The following is a 16,798-nucleotide window of genomic DNA, read 5'->3' on the forward strand; positions in this document are numbered from 1 at the left end:
TAGGAAACCAGGGGCGATTCAGATCGCCAATAACCAGGAGATCACATTCCCGGACTATCTAGCTCGGTTTGCTCCGTTCAGCAATGAGTCCAAGCTCAAGACTTGGTTGATCAAACAAGGTTTTGAGGTCGTTTCAATACCTAAAAACACCGTATTTTCAGAGCTCTACAGCATCATGGAACGGGCGTATGCCAATTCCCTGTCTCATGGTAAAACGCCTTTGCTGATTGAGCATGATGCTATTCAGGTCTCCGTGCTCAGTAGCGAATTTGAAAAGGGCGAAAAATCTATTTTCGTGACAGCAGATCGGCGGCTAAAAAATGTGTTGGTTAACACAAAATATCATGATTCTGCTGAACTCATGATTAGCCACGTCGGCTTGATACAGTTTATTGAAGTAATGCTTGGAGGGATTCAGCAAGGCGTCGGTCTCGCGCAGCTGATATGGAGCTCCAAAGTTTCGGAGCGGGCGCATGCTGTGCGATCTTATTTCACGTCCAAAGCGTTGCAGCAATACGACGCAAGCATGTTAATGACGATGCCCGAAATCATCGATAAATTTGCTGACTTCGCGCATGCTGAGTTGGATAAGGCTGGCGAGAACTTAGACATTGACGATCCGACTAAGCGGGTCAAGGCCTTTAAGGCTCTGGGTATACTCGAAAAGCGATATTTTGAGAGTATGAAAGCCGCGATGAAAAATGTGGATCAAGCTGAATGAAACCCCTTTGTAATCGGCCTGAATGACCGCCATTGGCAGATTGTTGCCCTTCGTGAAGGGCAGCTTCGGGTCGGGAGGTGCCCTCTAGGTAGGGCAATCGGTGGCAGCAGCAGGGCGGTACTGACCCATATCAATATCCACGCCGCAAAGGCGTCAGTAAGCGCTTCGGCTGCCACGGTAGTGGCGTGAGCCAGCGAGTCCGCCCCAACGGCACTCCCAAGGCCAGATAACGTTCGCTTATCAGACCTAATATGAGTGGGTTCCAGTCGCCCAAGAAGTTGCGCGCGTGTTCGCCAGCGCGACTTGGGCTAAAGTCGAGCGTCAAGATCGACGTAGTGCTGTAGGACCAGACGTAGGCCCGATGGGCTTTCTTTTCGCCCGGCGCAAGCATTTGCACGGGCGTTTCATCAGCTTGAATCACGCTCTGCTTCAGCACAGGTTCACTCAGCGCATCGACCAGCGGCCGGAATTGCACGTCAGTTTGCCCAACCCACTGGGCTATGGTCGAGAAAGCGATTGCCAGCTCGATGCGGCCAAAAATTTTCTCCTACCGGTACAGCGGCAAGTGATCGGCAAACTTGGCCACCATTACGTGGACCAGCAAGCCTGGAGTCGGGATACTTGCGTCGGGTCTTTGCTACAGGCTGGAAGTGTCCGTCAGGGGCCAAAACAGCAGGCACAAAAAAACCACCCAGGAGGTGGCTTTTATGTGCTTTCGCATATCCCAAGGCGAAATCAGCTACCGTGCTGACTCCTAACCAAGTGGTGTATGAAGAGATCGTAGATGATTTCGATTCATCCAACAAGGCCTAAATCCTAGGAGAGGAGACGCCATGGGCGCTAGCCTCGCCCTACGCCTCTTCGCCAAGAAGTCGTGCTGTTAAAACCGCGGCCTGGAGATCAAGATGGCTCGAGGCAAATGACTTCATTAGGAGCGAGCGGGGAAGGGCCCAATCCCATTTCTCTCGGATCATGTTTTCTACGCTCTCCAAGATGGGCTCTACATTTGAAATATCCATTTGACCGACCACGCGCAACGCTCGCAACGTATCCTCTTCACTGAATGCAACTTCCAGGAAGAGCCCTGTGTTTTCACAGTGAATGCCCACATGCCGGAGCAGCAAGGCCAGCGCATCGTTGGTGTAGTCCCCTCGCCAGGTCGCCACGTAGCTGACACTGGCGGAGCCAACAATTGCCGTGCTACCCAATCCGAGGGCACGGAAGTTACTCCGAGCCTCCTCCAGAAGGACTTGAGCGTGCTTGTCCAGGAAAGGACAGGGGGTGGTTTCCATCAGCACGTTTCGCATTTCAAGCCTGACGCGATCATCCACCTGCGCACCTAGCCCATCAAACTGAGGGGGCTCGCCGCCCCGCGCCGGCGTGACTACGATCATCTTCGCTTCCAGGTCGACACTCTGAACCTGCCAACGTCTGCCGCCGAAAATGATGCGTTGCCCCTTGGTCAGGGGTTTGCTGACGGGCAGCGAGCCAAGTGGCTTGCCATCCCTGAGTAAACGAAACTCTTCATCGCTCGTGAATGCAGTGTAGAACTCATAATGGTTGATCAATCGCTCCCCGAGTTCGCCTGGCAGCAGAAGTCCTGAGCTGTCCTGGACGATCAGCTCTTTCTCACCCATACCTTTCAGCAAAGACAGAAAATCAGGCTTGGTGACGCTCGCAAAACTGCCGCTTGCTATGAGATTTCCCCATAATTGCGCTGCCGAGGCACCGCCGAGCTGAGCAATTGACGACAAGCACTGCTGCACCAGTGTCGAGGCGTGCAAGCCTCCCGACCGAGGTGGTTCAAACCATCCACCGATCAGCAAGCGGATCATAGCGACCGTTTGGACAAGGCCCTCACGCAACTGATCGGAGAGATCAGACTGATCCGTTAAGGGGCGCTCTCGGCAGTACGCCCTGAGCATTGCAGGCTCACCGGGTCGACGACCCGAGCGGCCAAGCCGTTGCCTGAGACTTGCCACAGAGGGTGGGGAACCGATCTGTGCGACCGTCCGGATGTTACCGATGTCGATACCCAGCTCCAAGGTAGTAGTGCATACGGCAGAAGCAGGAGGATCTCCCGCCTTCAACGCGCGCTCGGCATCCTGGCGCAGTTCCTTGGACAAGCTACCGTGGTGCGGCCAGAACTCGTTTGGCACGCCATCGTTATCGCACAGTGAGCGCAGTCGGTCGGCAAACCATTCAACCTCTTGGCGCCTGTTGGGGAAGATCAGGTTGTTGTGCCCTCTCAGCACCTTGTACAGATGGCCTGCAATTGCCACCTTGGTGCCAGAGGTCTCCTCCTGTTCGTCGCCTTCATCTGTTGACGATTTCCCAGGGTATTCCGCCACCACCTGTTGCATCGGCTGTTCAAGGTAGCCGCGGACTTGCACCTGGAGTTCTTGGTTAGAGGATTTCGACTCAATGATGGTGATGTCATCCGGGCGAACCGGCCTCAGAAACTTCCGGGCCAGCGACATCTCCCCAAGCGTCGCGGAAAGTCCTACGCGAGGCAGCGCCCTGCCTACGACGATCTCAACCCGTTCCATGAGCGATTGCAGTTGCTTACCGCGCTCACTGCCAATGAAGGCATGAAGCTCATCGATGACGATGTAGCGCAGGTTCTGAAAAGCCCCGGGCAAACTTGAGCCCCTGTTTACGAAGAGGGCTTCGAGGGACTCCGGCGTGATCAGCAAGATGCCCTCAGGTGATTTCAGGAACCGTTGTTTCTTGCTTGCTGCCACATCACCATGCCAGGCAACGACGGGGAGCTCTAGCCGCTCGCACAGCCGGCTGAGCCTGTCCCATTGGTCATTGATCAGTGCCTTGAGTGGGCTGATATATAGCACTGCGCCGGCGGGCTCGCGGTCGTTGAGCAGGTTGGTCAGGATAGGGAGGAATGCGGCCTCCGTTTTGCCTGCTGCGGTAGACGCTGCAATGATCACATCGCGATCAGCGCCCACCAACGCTGGTACCGCCCACTCTTGGGCATCACGTAACGACGTCCACCCCTGTGACCAGACCCATTGCTGAACCTCGGGATGAAGACGCTCAAACGAAGAAGAGTCAGAGCTTGAAGCTGGCGAGCTCATCGTCGGCCTCAACTTCAAGATCCTGTTGGCCAGCCTCATCCTTGGCCAGTTCCACCGCGCCCAGCAAGGTGCGCCAGTCCGCTGTAGGGTTCTGCTCGATGACCGCGAGCAGGTTGATGAAAGCGGTAATGGTCGTGCGCGGCGTCCGGAAATAGGCCTCGCCCAAGCGCTGGTTGCAGTGCGCCATAAACGCTGGGATGGCTTCGTCCGGCAGCAAGAACTTCTCAGCTTCGCCGAAGGCATAGACATTGCGCAGCTTCTGCAGCAGCACGTAGAAGTCTTCAGGGGTCAGGCTGCTGAGCCGAATGACAGGCCCAGAAAGGTCAACCAGTCCAGACTTCGCAAAGCTGTTTTCTGCGAGACGCGATTGCAGGGCAGGGTAGCTGTAGAGCCCCCGACGCGTGTCCATCAGAAACTCTGGCGTGCCGCCCAGCACAAAGCCCAGGCCTTCAGCCGAGCCCTGCAACGAATCATTGAGGATCCGAAGAATCTGTTCGTAGTTGGCATTCCGGGCCTGAGTGTTCGCCAGTTTGTACAGGTTGACTAACTCATCCAGGCACACCATCAGTCCGCCGAAGCCAGCCAGACGCACGAACCGCGACAGCAATTTCAATTGATCGTAAACGGAGGCATCGTCGACGATCGTGCGGACGCCTAGCGCAGCGCGGGCATCGGTCTTGGTGGAAAATTCCCCGCGCAGCCAGCGGATGGCATCAGCCTTAAGCTGTTCATTGCCTTCCTCGAAACCGCGGCAATAGGCAGCAATGACGTCGGCAAAGTCATAACCGTTGACCATTTCGGTGAGCTCCGCCAGGTACTCACGAATGACGACCTCGCTCTCAACACCTTTAGCCTTGGCTTCCGTTTTAGCCTGGGAAATGAATTTCTCAACGATACCCTGGAGCGCGCCGCCATCGGGTTTGGTGCGCGTGGCCATGTTCTTGGCCAGTTCGGAGTAAAGGGATCGCGCCTGACCACCCGAAGCATGAAGACGACGGTCCGGATTCAAATCAGCGTGCATGGTGACGAGCTTGCGCTCCATTGCGATGCCGCGAACCAGGTTGAGGAAGAAGGTTTTACCCGCGCCATACTCGCCAACGACGACGCGGAATGCGGAGCCGCCATCTGCGAGACGATCCACATCCTTGAGCAGCGAGTCGAGTTCACCCGCCCGACCTACCTGGATCAGGTGCTGCCCTACACGGGGCACAACACCCGCACGCAGCGATTGAATGACCGCGTCGCGATCCTTGGCTCGTATCTTACTCATAGGGCTAATTCATCCAGAATTTCGGGGTTGATTTCGATGGGATCATCGCCTTCAGTCACGGGCATGTCGAACAGCTCAAATGCTGTGTCGTTGATCCGTTCCAGGGCGCCATCCAGCATCAATTCCATATCACTGGCTGCGTCTTCCAGCTCAGCGCGGCTCCATTCAGTCCGAGAAACCAACAGGCGGAGGAAGGCAGAATGCTCGACGTCCAAACCATGAACGGTAGCAAGCTGTTCGGCGCTACTGCCCTCCTGATCTTGAAGCGTTTCTGGTGCCGAGGCGCCAGATGTTTCGGGGGGAGACTCTTCATTGAAGACGCTGGCCAGAAGCGCCGACACCTCTGCCGTTTCTTGTTGCAGACGAGCGACCTTGCTCATGTCCAGTGCGAAGCCTGAACCCATGCCTTCTGACGCCTCCGTCGCAGTCGCCGGCGCGACAGTCGAAGGCATTGCCTCCATGACCTGGGAAGGGCGAACGGCTGCACTATGGAGATCGCTGTAGACGAACTGCGGATCGAGAGCGAGCGATTTGTACACGCGCTCAAGCAGCTTCACTTCCTGCGGCGTCACCTCGCCATCCGCATGTGCCAGGTGGGCCAGGAAGCTGGCAATTTTCCGTTTGGCCTCGAGGGTCAAGGGCTCAAGCTTCTTCTTGAGGCTTGCCAGCGTGGGCGGTTGCTTCAGCTGAATTTGGAGGTGCGCTTTCAGGCGTTTGCGATGCGCGATGCAGAGGTGATCCCACGAGTCAATGTGGCCTGAGAGCAGACTTACTTCTTCAAGCGAGGTGTCACCGTCTGCTGCAGCGACTGCACTGGCCAGGTCTAACGTCACTGCTGCGGCGCTGTAGGCATCGGTAGAGCGAAGCGTGCCTTCGTCAGAGTCCGCCGCGAACAGCGCGATGGTGTCTTCAGACTTGGGGGTGCGGCTGCCAGACAGGACGTCGGGTTCCAATCCGATCCGCTTGCTCTCCAACGCCCGGGCAAGGGCGATCACTTTGTCACGGGAAAGCGCGCCGGCCGATTTGAATCGACCTGCCAGCTCTCCGAAACTCATGCAGATGGTTTCGCCCCCGACGCGTTGCTCCAACTGTTCGAGCTCTGCTTTTGCCTCAATAGGCCAGAGTTCGGTTGGCAACTGCAGGATGGCTTCCAGGCTATCTCCGGCGTCTGGATTACGCCCTAGGTACCGACTGAAAGCGTCGAGTACGGAGGTGCAGTCCTCGACAATGACCTGCAGCTTGTTACGCGTTCCTGAGGTCGCCGCGACATCAGGAAGGTCACCTACGGCTACTGCCGGAATATTCAATCCGGCAGTAGCGGGTCGATAGGCGACCTTCAGCTTGGTCTTGTTCTGAGGCAGCACAATGCCGCTGGGATAGCGCTTCGCGAATTCGTGTTTGAAGAGCGCTGCGAATTGCTCGGGACACCGCGTCACAGGTGTGCGCCTGGAGATGTTGGGCTCTGCAAGCGCCCAGGCCAATGCCCAGCTCGAATTAAGCGGATACTTGTCCACGGCCATCTGTCCCAGCGCAACGCGCAGGGACATAGGTAGCTCATACCCATCTGCGGGGCTGGCGCCGGGCTCGCTTAGGTAGCTCTGAGGCTGAACAGCGCCCGCGTCGATATGGGCGAGGAAACGGGTAGCGTAACCGCGGAAAGAATTGTTATCGCCGTAAAGACCAAGTAAACGCTCGACCTCGGCCTTGATGGCCGGGATTTCTGCCTTGGCCTGAGGGTCGGTCGGTGCATCGATCAGCGCACGGCGTTCAAGCCCATAGAAAAACAGGAACACGTAACCCGCATCAGCAGGCTGGCGACGACCTCCTGCCAACCATTGCAGGTACGCTCGCCGCGCCTCGGGCGTGATGCTCCGGTAGCTTGGCCAGTACGGCATCTGTCGCTCGGTGAGGTTCATCGGTGAGCGCGCGACACGGAGCGTGGCGTCGATCAGGGACGGTTCAGTTTGGCCAAATTGAGTCGCCCGCTCGGTGATGTAAAGCAGTCCGCCGGGGATGGCCAACCCAGCCACGTTAACGGACTCATTTTCAGCCAGCCAACGAACCCCCGCGGGCTTGGCACTTGGCTTTGGAATGGCGTAACTCTGACTGTCGCTGGAGGAGCCGACCTGGACAGTATGGAAGTCTGGTTCGCGGGTACTGGTGCTGAACTGGACAGTGACACTGGGGGACGTTGCGTGTCGAGACACCGCAGCGATCTCGACAGAAAAGTCATCTTCAGGAACGTAAGGCTTTGCCCGGGTGGCACGTCTGACGGCCCATATCAATACGCCTATGCCCAAGACGACCCCAATGGCAATCCACACCTGTTTAGGGATCTGTGCCAAGAGGGCAATAACAAATAACAGGGCGTACAGAGCGATCGACCCGCCGCCGCTCCCTTTGCGCTTCCGTGGCATATGAGTGTTCCGTACATTTGGTAATGGCCAAATGACATTCTCACGGATTTTTTAAGGCCCGCCAAGTGGAACAGACGAAGGGAGAGCTTGGACGAAATAAACACTGGCAGCGCTGCGATAACTCAGTCGTTCAGCGCCAGAGCAACCAGATCGGGCAGTATTTTCTCAGCGGGGCCAATCAGCATGATCTCTTTCGGCCCATTCATGGATACATCTAGGGTATTGACGTGTATCACCACTGCACCAGACGCCAACGCCATTTCTGGTAAGTCAGCAGCGGGCCGGACCACGCCGGAAGTCCCGATAGAAAGCATGACATTACACTGTCGTGCTGTTCGACTGGCGGTTTTCCATGCGCCTGGCGGAAGATCCTCACCAAACCACACCACAGCTGGACGTAAGCGACCGTTGCACCGTCGGCAGCGGGGCGGTTCTATCAATGCGCCTTCCGCTGGAAAGCTCGGAAATTCAAGCGATCCCGCGACAGAGCGATGACAGCTGAAACACTTGGGAAGCGTCAGGCTGCCATGGAGATGAAGCACGTCCTGATTGCCCGCCCGCTCGTGCAGATCATCAACATTCTGAGTAACCACAGTGACACTCCGACCGCTGCCAGATAACCGGTGGATCGCCTGATGTGCCGCATTGGGCAGAGCTTGCATGACCTGCTGGCGACGCCATAGGTACCAGCCCCAAACCAGCGCCGGGTTTTCGCGAAATGCCTTCGCGGTTTCTAACCGTTGAGGGTCTTGGCGCTCCCACAACCCGGTTAGTCGGTCACGAAAAGTCGGAATGCCGCTGCCGGCAGAAACGCCAGCGCCGGTAAACACCATGATATGTTGCGCATCCCGCAATGCGTCTGCGGCTTTTGCTAGGGTGTCCATGAGTACTCATCTTCCTAACGTGGGGCAGGGAAGGCTGCCAGGAGAGCGGCCGCGGGTGGCATCGGATCAGTGAACAACCAATTCGGGGGCCTCGCGCCGAAAAAACATGTGTGGACGCTTCACCGTTCAACGACGGTGTGCGTTCCTACATCAAAAGTGCGCGTACAACTGCGGTTCGTCAGCAGACTTAGGTTGAGGGGCCGCGCTGGTGATTCGCGCTTTCAGGTTTCGCGCTGAGTACAACGCGTGTGACCGTTTCCGCAGGCGTAAATCGAGGTCACCTAATTTGTAGGTGGCCACCGCAGTCTCGTAAATCACTGCGCTTTGCGAGGACTCAAGCCCACGGTGAATCACAATCTTACGAAGCTCTTCCAGACTCCAGTGCGGACGTCCGGTGATGGAAGGAGGGCATAGCATTTGTACCTGCGCGATCTCGACGCCCGTTGCCTGGGACAGGAAGACGTTGAGTTCGTAGGCATCTTCAACCACAGCTGCTCGCTCGCTCTCACCGTTGAAAAGCGGCCGCAAGGTTACCCAAAAGCACATCCCTTCAATTTCACAATAGGAACCCGTACGGACAGTACGGGTGTGAGATTCGGACAAATAGATCAAAACGGGCTCCACTGAGCGCTGCATACCCCTAGGCGACCAGTCACCAGGGCTGGAAAACTCAAATTATCCCACAATGAACACTATAGATTGTAGCCCTATCGTGTTCGATAGCGCTTCATCATTCCTTTTATGAGGAATGATGATGGAAATCCGTGAATCCCTGGGTGAGGCACTGCGGCGCATGCGCATTTCGCACGATCTGACCCAGGAAGATTTCGCCGTAGTCAGTAGTCGAACCTACGTAAGCTCCCTCGAACGAGGACTCAAGTCGCCGACCATCCAAAAAATTGAAGAGCTGGCCGGCCGCATGGGTGTCCACCCACTCAGCCTCATCGTATCTGCGTATCTTATCCAAGACCCGGAGGTGAGCTTCGACGGGCTGATCAAACAGGTGAAAAAAGAGGCGCTCAAGCCTTGACCGTCGATTCAGCGCCCAAAATGAGCGCTATAGTGTTCATGTCGTCCTGGATCGACTACCATCGCTGCTCACTGAAACCCGCTTCGGGGAGCAGCGTAGCTATGCGTAGATCATTCCATGGCTAAGGTGGCCCCTTCTACATCCAAAATGCCTATGGCCACCGCCGCTGCTCCCCGTTTTTCAATTGGCCTGTACAGGACACCGTGTCGAGAATCGTGGAAGATTCCTGACTAGCACTGCCGAAGACTGCCGGCCGGAAGCCTGAATGGAGGAGGGCGTCGCTAAATAAAGCGGTTTTGTCTCTTGGGTATAGCGAGCGAGGCGCGGCGATGGGCCTAGCTACGAGCAGCGCTAACCATGCAAGGCCCCATCTATCTCGTACTGTGCGGCTTGAACCACCGCGTCGGGGTCGGACGATATGATGTCCTTCGGCAGCTTACCGCCCAAATACGAATTGGATGATTCGAACCATAACGCCATGCCCCAGCCATTCAGCCTGGTGGCCAGCACAGCGATGACGCGCTGTATTCCCCGGGCCGCAATGGCCAAGGCGCATGCATCGATGGCAAAACGTGGAAAGTACTCCACGCCCTCGTAGTTGATAGAGAAGATTGCACCGTCTAAATACCGGCCAGGAGCGCCGGCGCTGAGTTGCTCTGCTAACTCCGGCAGCAGCGCATTTAGCTCAGGCCAGGTCAGCCAATCTCCGCTGGCCATGACTCTGGATTGTGCCTTGGACTGGAAAATCGCCTCTCGACCGGCAACATTCCTCGCCTTTCGAATTTCGCTCATCTGCGAGACCCTCCTTAAGAATTAGGGGGTAGGGGATGCCAGCAGCCAGTTCTGAGCTGCCCGCTGAGAGATAGACCACCACTAATTCGGATCCACCGGCTGACTAATGGTCGACCAGTCAACGGCGGCCCGCGTCCTGGAAGTAGTCGTCCTGGGCGACCAAGCCCAAATCACCGCTCTCAGCCTTCGGCTCATCACTGAACAGCTGTTGAACACGTCGCTCTTGCTTCACGTACGCCAGGGTCTGGAAAAAGCAGTGCTCACAGAGGTGTACCTCGAATCGCTGGCCGTCGTGTTCGCTGCCATACCCCCAGTGGGCTTGTAGGGTTCCATACTGATAAATGCCCGCAGCCAGGCGCGTAGAATTCCCGCAGACGTCACACATGATATCGGTTATGCACTCAATCTCGACCAGCCCGGTAATTTTCACTGTGAATTCCTAGAAAATGGATTCGTGCCATGTTGGAGGGCAGGCTGGCGATCGGCGACCAAGTGATTCGAGTTCAACCGCGGTCACGCATGCCAATGCGCTTGACCGAATGTGCGCGCTCCTGATCATGCGAGTGATAATAGGTGTTCTGGGTCGTACTGAGGTTGCTGTGACGCAAGTCTTCCTGCAGGTCCTTAGGATTTCGCAGCGGCGCGTCAAAGGTGGCCGAGGTGTGACGTAGCCAGTGCGCAGACGCACAGCGCAGACTTTCCATCTCGTGGTTCGCGCGGCCTTCGCTGCGCATCTTCTCTACGGCTTTATCAAACACGGTTTGGAGGAGGGCGCGGATCTGTCGATCAGACAAACCGGCGCGGCCGTTGAGCGTCGTGATCAGAGGCGTAGTTTCTCCTGGATGAGGTAACTCGGGAAGTCCCAGGAATCGCCGATAACGTTTCAAATAGCGCTCTACGTAGATATCCCGCACGGCAATCTTCGCCGCCTTGTTGCCTTTACCCACCGCGAAGTACCACCAATTGCCTTCATCATCCAAGCGGAAGTCACCCATTGTGGGTTTCCAGTTTTTACGACCGGAGAGATCTGAAACCCGCAGGTACATGGCGAACAGCGTAGCAACAATAAATAATGTTCGCTCATGCCGCTCCGGTTCGGCGTTCGCCATTGCTTCAACGGTATCCAGCACAAAGTCCCACTGCAACGGCGTAAGTGCCCGCGAAGAAGTAACTCCCAGCGCTTCCGTGGAGAATCGATTGCCTTTTTTAAGGAGCCGAAAGGGGTTCGTCTGAGCAAAGCCATCTTCAACAAGAAACTCATAGAAGCGACTGCAGACCGTATACACCTGATTCAACGTGCCATTCGCAGCATGATACTCCGGGGTGCTGGGAGTTTCTGCAGCGATCACTTTGCGGGACTTGCTATTAAACGGATGCCATTTGGGGTTGGGGATGTAGGCCTCGCGGGCATCGAGCGCGTGCGGGTTACTGACGAACCGGCTGCGGGTCACCGGACCCATCCAGTCATCTGGCGGGTTTCGACAGAAGTTCAGATAGTCTTGGGCATCCTGGCGTTTGAGTTGATTCAGCGGTTTGCCTTGGACCAGCAGCGCCCACAGCAGTAAGCGCTCGGTATGACTGCGGTACGAGTTGAACGTCTGGGCGTTGTCGGAAAAGGCGCGCAGAAACGAACGTACCGCGGCGTAGCCGCGGTCAGCCTCCAGTGCGGCGTTACACTCGCCCAGAAAGGCGCCGACGCAGGCCAGCGGTGAGCCGTGCAAACTGAAGTCCTGCTCGATGAAGTTATCGTGGGTTTCGAACAAGGGTTGGGGTGCGCGCGCCATGAAGTACCAGCCAGAATTTTGAATACAATAGACTTCCAGTTATGACAGTAATCGGAAGTTTCAACCTTTTGCGAAGAAAAAGCGTCGAATGACTGATGGTAACGACAAGCCTAGCTAGGCGCAACATGAGAGTGCCGTGACTGGATCAATGACAGATGTCTTGCGCGCTCCTTCAGGTTCAGGCAAATGCGCTCATCAAGCGCTCTTAAATTTGGATACTTCCCTATACTCCCTAACTGATATAAAAGCTGCACAAACATCCTTAAAGCCATACTTGAACGCAGCAGCGGTGCTGGTGGAAAGTCGCCTCATTACTTCCAAGGCGTGGGAAAGTCGCCTTATTGATTCCAAAACCTGGGAAAGTCGCCTCAATCTGTTGCACGAGCGCGGGAGAGTCGCCTCAATCTTGCATTCTGAAGGGAGGATTTTTCGTCGATTCACGACGCTTACTCCGAAGAGTGGGAAAAACTCCTCATTAATTGCCAACGCTAAAAGGTTTAGGAATCGATGTCTGACTCAAAAAATTGGGCACTTTGGCTTCAGATGATGAGGCTGAGCAGCACAGATGTCGCTTTAATTCGCAGGGCATTGCCTTAATGGTCGATTTTATTCAATCAGATCAATGGGTTAAGCATGACTAATGATGAGTCGCCTCATTTAGCGATAGCCTCAAATTGTGAACAGGCTTGGACGCTGGATACGCAATTGTGCCGATCGTCGAGCAGAGCACAGGCATGACCGGAGATGTTTAAACTTAATTAGACGATTGGACTAGACGATGGGATTTGAGACAAGGTTTCTGGTTGCAAAATTATGGTTTTCAAACCGAGCATTCACGGATTTCTGGGCTGCGAAGCTGAGAAGAGACTGAAGGGATGGGACGTAACGGCTTGATTCGAGGGTTGTATGGTCAATCGAGGCAAAGTCTGGTTTTCGGGGGCTGGTGACAGATCCAGCCCCAGCAGCCTTATACATGATTTAACATAATACACATTATGCGCACCCAGGAATTTCCTGCTCGATACCAACCCGGGGTACATTTGAAGCCACGAATCGCTTACAGCGTCCTCTCGTAAGATCGTTTAAGGAAACCGTCCTCCCATGTCCCACCATCCATCAGCAGACCACATCATCGACCTTTACGACCGCCATGCATTTACTTGGCACCAAAAGCGCGCCAATCACTTCACTGATCGCAAATGGATTGCGCATTTCGGGAACATGCTGAAGCCGTCAGCACGTGTTCTGGATCTGGGCTGCGGCTCTGGCCAACCTGTGGCGCGACACCTGGTCGAAATCGGCGCCTGCGTTGTGGGTGTTGATTCGTCCAAACAGATGCTGATCCTGTGCAGTGCACAGTTTCCTGAGCAGCAATGGATTCACGCAGACATGCGCACACTTACATTGGGCTGTCAGTTCGACGCAATCATTGCTTGGAACAGCTTTTTCCACCTAAAGCCCACCGATCAGCGCCTGATGTTCCCGATTTTTCGTCGCCATGCGGCCCCAGGGGCGTTGCTCATGTTTACAAGTGGGCCCTCCCATGGCGAAGCCTTGGGTACATTCGAGGGCGAGACGTTGTATCACGCCAGCTTGAGTACCAATGAATACGTCGATCAGTTACACGCCAACGGGTTCGAGGTGCTTGATCATGTTGTTGAAGATCCGGATTCCGGGGGACTGACAGTATGGTTAGGGCGTCTCCTACCCTAACTCAATATTCTTCTCAGTAATAACTACACTAAATATTCATTTAGTTTAGTTATATAATTGACCTAGGTTGTCGTCGCCTATCCATCCCTTCCGTACCAGGTTTTCATTGGGCGATGCGTGCCGACCGAGCCCGCCATTCCATCCCTCGCCGAATTCCCGGCCCTCATCCAGATAACTTAAATCCGCCTCTGGAACCTATCCTCGCCGTGCACAGTCTTTGCCAAAGATACCCCAGCATCACCACTCGCCCGCCGCCCATACCCTGGCCCATGCCAGCGATGGCTACGTGGCCCTCTCGAGAGCACGTCCTTGGAAAATCCTAGGCAATCCGCCCCGCATCGCTCGCTTGACTGGTTGAACTTCTTCCTTGCCGATGTACGTGACGGACTTGGACCGTACCTTGCCATCTATCTGCTCGCCGTTCATCAATGGCAGCCCGCGAGCATAGGGCTGGTCATGACGATTGCCGGTGTTACTGCCCTGCTCGCTCAGACGCCCGCCGGCGCCCTGATTGACCGTACGCCCGCCAAACGTGCCGTTGTGGTCATAGCGGCAGTCCTGGTAACCGGGAGCTGTCTGTTGCTGCCTTTCATCACATCATTCACTTGGGTTGCCGTAACGCAAACCATCAGCGCCTTGGCCGGCTCCGTGTTCGCGCCGGCGATCGCAGCCATCTCTCTGGGGCTGACCGGACCGAAGGCGTTCACGCGACGCGTGGGGCGCAACGAGACCTTCAACCATGCTGGAAATGCTTTCTCTGCACTACTGGCCGGTGGCCTCGCCTACCTGTATGGGCCGGTGGTGGTGTTCTACCTGATGGCTGCACTGACCGTGGCCAGCATCATCGCGGTAGCCTGCGTCCCGGGCGCTGAGATTGACCATCACGTGGCTCGAGGCCTGACCCATAGCCCGAACGATCAGGACAATCCGGCGGGCTTGGCGCTGCTGTTGCACAACCGCACATTGCTGCTCTTCGCGATCTGCTGTGCCTTGTTCCATCTGGCCAATGCGGCCATGCTGCCGTTGGTAAGCCAGAAACTCTCTCAAGTCGACCTGCGCCTGGCCACGCCATTGACCTCGGCTTGCATCGTGGCAGCCCAGCTGGTCATGGTGCCCATGGCGCTGCTGGTCGGGGCGCGTGCCGAACATTGGGGGCGCAAGCCGTTCATGCTCGTGGGGTTCCTGATACTTCCACTGCGCGGCGCGCTCTACACCTTGTCTGACAACCCCTTCTGGCTCGTAGGCGTGCAGCTACTCGATGGCATTGGCGCGGGCATTTTCGGGGCGCTGTTCCCGATCATCGTCAAGGACCTCACCGAGGGTACCGGGCGGTTCAACGTAAGCCTTGGCGCGCTCACCGCCGTGTTCGGCCTTGGTGCTGCGCTGAGCCCTGGTCTGGCGGGGTTCGTCGTCCAAGCGGCGGGCTACAATGCCGCGTTCCTGACGCTGGCCGGGATCGCAGCCTGCGCATTTGTTCTTGTGCTGGTCGCCCTCCCCGAAACGCACCCACGCCAGGGCGCTGCGCCCTCCTCTTCTATGCCGTCAGCCGCCGGAAACTGAACCCTTGATGCACCTGAGCCAAACATCGTTGATCATCTGGATCGTCTCGGCCCTGGCCACTGCTGGCGTCATACTCAGACCCTTCAAGGTGCCCGAATTCATCTGGGCCCTAGGCGGTGCCACCGTACTCGTGCTGTTTGGGCTGATTGCCCCGATGAACGCTTTGGCGGCGGTGGTCAAGGGGAGCGACGTCTACCTGTTTTTGATCGGCATGATGGTTCTGGCCGAAGTGGCCCGCCAGGAGGGGCTTTTCGATTGGGTGGCTCGTTATGCCGTAGGCCATGCCCAAGGGTCTGGTCAACGGCTGTTCAATCTGGTTTTCCTGGTCGGCACCCTGGTGACCGTTTTTCTCTCGAACGATGCCACTGCCGTGGTTCTGACGCCAGCAGTGTATGCCGCCTGCAAGGCCGCCAAGGCTGAGCCTCTGCCCTACCTGTTCATCTGTGCATTCATCGCCAATGCCGCAAGCTTCGTTCTGCCCATTTCCAATCCCGCCAACCTGGTGGTATTCGGCAGCCAGATGCCTCCTCTGCTGGACTGGTTAAAGCAGTTCACCTTGCCTTCGTTGGCAGCCATCGCGGCGACCTATGTCATTTTGCGTATCACCCAACGCCGTCAGATCTGCCAGCCGCTTGCGTTGACCGTGCAAATACAGCCTCTTCCAGCCGGTGCGCGCCTGTGTGCATGGGGCATTGCGCTGACTGCCTGCGTGCTGCTGGGTGCATCGGCGCTTGACGTACCACTAGGCCTACCTACCTTCAGCGCTGGTATCGCGACCACCGCGCTGATCCATTTGCGCCAGCGGCGCAGCCCGATGCCAGTTTTGCGACACGTTGTCTGGAGTGTGCTGCCATTGGTTGCGGGCTTGTTCGTGTTGGTCGAAGCAGTGGCTCAGACAGGCGCGATCGAACAGCTGGCGCATGCGCTCATGACCCTGGAGCAGACGTCTCAGACCGCTGCCAGCTGGACCGCGGGGGTGGGTGTAGCCGTGGCTAGCAACTTGATGAACAACCTGCCGAGTGGGCTGATTGCCGGCTCCATGGTCGATATCGCCCACCTCCCTCGGCAAACTACCGCCGCGTTGCTGATTGGGGTCGACTTGGGCCCGAACTTGTCCATTACCGGATCCCTTGCAACCTTGCTCTGGCTGGTGGCGATTCGACGTGAAGGCGAGTCTGTCAGCGCCTGGCAATTTCTGCGCCTGGGGCTGCTGGTCATGCCGCCAGCTCTAGCCGCAGCGCTGTTGGCCCTTATGGTCTGAGGCTCAACTGGGCATCCGATCACTGCTCGCCGCTGCGCACGCGCTGCCTAGGTCGGCACCCGCGAGGAAGGTGGCAAAGTGATCGCGAAGCGCAGGTGCCCAGTTTGCCCTTCAGGGTTAGGCGGCCGAGGGTGACCACTTGGCCGCTCTCGGGATGTTCCAGGACGGTATCCTTGATGCCGAGCCGCCATAGCACCAGCATGAAGGAGCGCAAGTCGACGTGAGGCGACCCCTGCTCGACCTTGCGCAGCAGGTGCGGCGATACACCAATAGC

At 56.7% G+C, this 16,798-nt stretch carries 13 protein-coding genes and 1 pseudogene; 5 read left to right on the forward strand and 9 right to left on the reverse strand.

Annotation, left to right across the window (positions count from 1 at the left end; all coding sequences use genetic code 11):
- Positions 1-721, forward strand: a 721-nt coding sequence (locus tag B2Y33_RS15865) for a hypothetical protein (protein WP_286920370.1), incomplete at its 5' end; no start/stop codon positions are given.
- Positions 722-980: 259 nt separating this feature from the next.
- On the opposite strand, the pseudogene B2Y33_RS15870 reads toward B2Y33_RS15865, so the two are convergent.
- The 6 genes and pseudogenes from B2Y33_RS15870 to B2Y33_RS15895 form a co-directional block, all read right to left on the reverse strand.
- Positions 981-1,349 (reverse strand): annotated as a pseudogene (locus B2Y33_RS15870) (IS66 family transposase); the annotation flags it as partial.
- A gap of 223 nt (positions 1,350-1,572) precedes the next feature.
- Positions 1,573-3,813, reverse strand: a complete 2,241-nt coding sequence (locus B2Y33_RS15875; protein ID WP_033690117.1) for a DEAD/DEAH box helicase — start codon at positions 3,811-3,813, stop codon at positions 1,573-1,575.
- Positions 3,788-5,083, reverse strand: a complete 1,296-nt coding sequence (locus B2Y33_RS15880) for an ATP-binding protein (protein WP_009681866.1) — start codon at positions 5,081-5,083, stop codon at positions 3,788-3,790. The genes B2Y33_RS15875 and B2Y33_RS15880 overlap by 26 nt, the downstream gene beginning before the upstream one ends.
- Positions 5,080-7,500: a TerB N-terminal domain-containing protein gene (locus tag B2Y33_RS15885; RefSeq protein ID WP_009681867.1), complete on the reverse strand. Its 2,421-nt coding sequence runs from the start codon at positions 7,498-7,500 to the stop codon at positions 5,080-5,082. Before B2Y33_RS15885 ends, B2Y33_RS15880 begins: the two co-directional genes overlap by 4 nt.
- A 122-nt stretch (positions 7,501-7,622) precedes the next feature.
- Positions 7,623-8,384 carry an SIR2 family NAD-dependent protein deacylase gene (locus B2Y33_RS15890; protein ID WP_033690120.1) on the reverse strand — a complete coding sequence of 254 codons (762 nt, stop codon included), beginning with the start codon at positions 8,382-8,384 and terminating at the stop codon, positions 7,623-7,625.
- A 150-nt stretch (positions 8,385-8,534) separates the two neighbouring features.
- On the reverse strand, positions 8,535-8,996 hold the full coding sequence (locus B2Y33_RS15895; RefSeq protein ID WP_172828431.1) for a hypothetical protein: 462 nt from the start codon (positions 8,994-8,996) through the stop codon (positions 8,535-8,537).
- A 142-nt stretch (positions 8,997-9,138) separates the two neighbouring features.
- On the opposite strand from B2Y33_RS15895, the gene B2Y33_RS15900 reads away from it, so the two are divergent.
- On the forward strand, positions 9,139-9,414 hold the full coding sequence (locus B2Y33_RS15900) for a helix-turn-helix domain-containing protein (protein WP_016487079.1): 276 nt from the start codon (positions 9,139-9,141) through the stop codon (positions 9,412-9,414).
- 351 nt (positions 9,415-9,765) lie between these two features.
- Here the strand turns inward: B2Y33_RS15900 and B2Y33_RS15905 are convergent, their stop codons facing one another.
- The 3 genes from B2Y33_RS15905 to B2Y33_RS15915 form a co-directional block, all read right to left on the reverse strand.
- A complete protein-coding gene (locus B2Y33_RS15905; protein WP_009681872.1) occupies positions 9,766-10,206 on the reverse strand; it encodes a hypothetical protein in 441 nt (146 codons plus the stop codon).
- 118 nt (positions 10,207-10,324) lie between these two features.
- Positions 10,325-10,636 (reverse strand): hypothetical protein, encoded by a 312-nt coding sequence (locus B2Y33_RS15910; RefSeq protein ID WP_009681873.1) that lies wholly within the window; start codon positions 10,634-10,636, stop codon positions 10,325-10,327.
- 73 nt (positions 10,637-10,709) lie between these two features.
- Entirely contained in the window at positions 10,710-11,990 is a 1,281-nt protein-coding gene (locus B2Y33_RS15915) for a tyrosine-type recombinase/integrase (RefSeq protein ID WP_047149825.1), read from the reverse strand.
- A gap of 1,101 nt (positions 11,991-13,091) precedes the next feature.
- On the opposite strand from B2Y33_RS15915, the gene B2Y33_RS15920 reads away from it, so the two are divergent.
- The 3 genes from B2Y33_RS15920 (at position 13,092) to B2Y33_RS15930 (ending at position 16,524) form a co-directional block, all read left to right on the forward strand.
- Positions 13,092-13,703, forward strand: coding sequence for a class I SAM-dependent DNA methyltransferase (locus tag B2Y33_RS15920; protein ID WP_049695950.1), 612 nt, complete (start codon positions 13,092-13,094; stop codon positions 13,701-13,703).
- A gap of 309 nt (positions 13,704-14,012) precedes the next feature.
- Complete coding sequence (locus tag B2Y33_RS15925) at positions 14,013-15,263, forward strand: MFS transporter (RefSeq protein ID WP_206406026.1); 1,251 nt, start codon at positions 14,013-14,015, stop codon at positions 15,261-15,263.
- Between the two features lie 7 nt (positions 15,264-15,270).
- The gene (locus B2Y33_RS15930; RefSeq protein WP_206406025.1) at positions 15,271-16,524 is read left to right on the forward strand and encodes an arsenic transporter; all 1,254 of its coding nucleotides are present in this window, start codon (positions 15,271-15,273) and stop codon (positions 16,522-16,524) included.
- The last annotated feature ends 274 nt before the right edge of the window (positions 16,525-16,798 follow it).

Source organism: Pseudomonas sp. UBA5666 (assembly GCF_002420785.1).
Taxonomy (GTDB): Bacteria; Pseudomonadota; Gammaproteobacteria; order Pseudomonadales; family Pseudomonadaceae; genus Aquipseudomonas; species Aquipseudomonas fulva.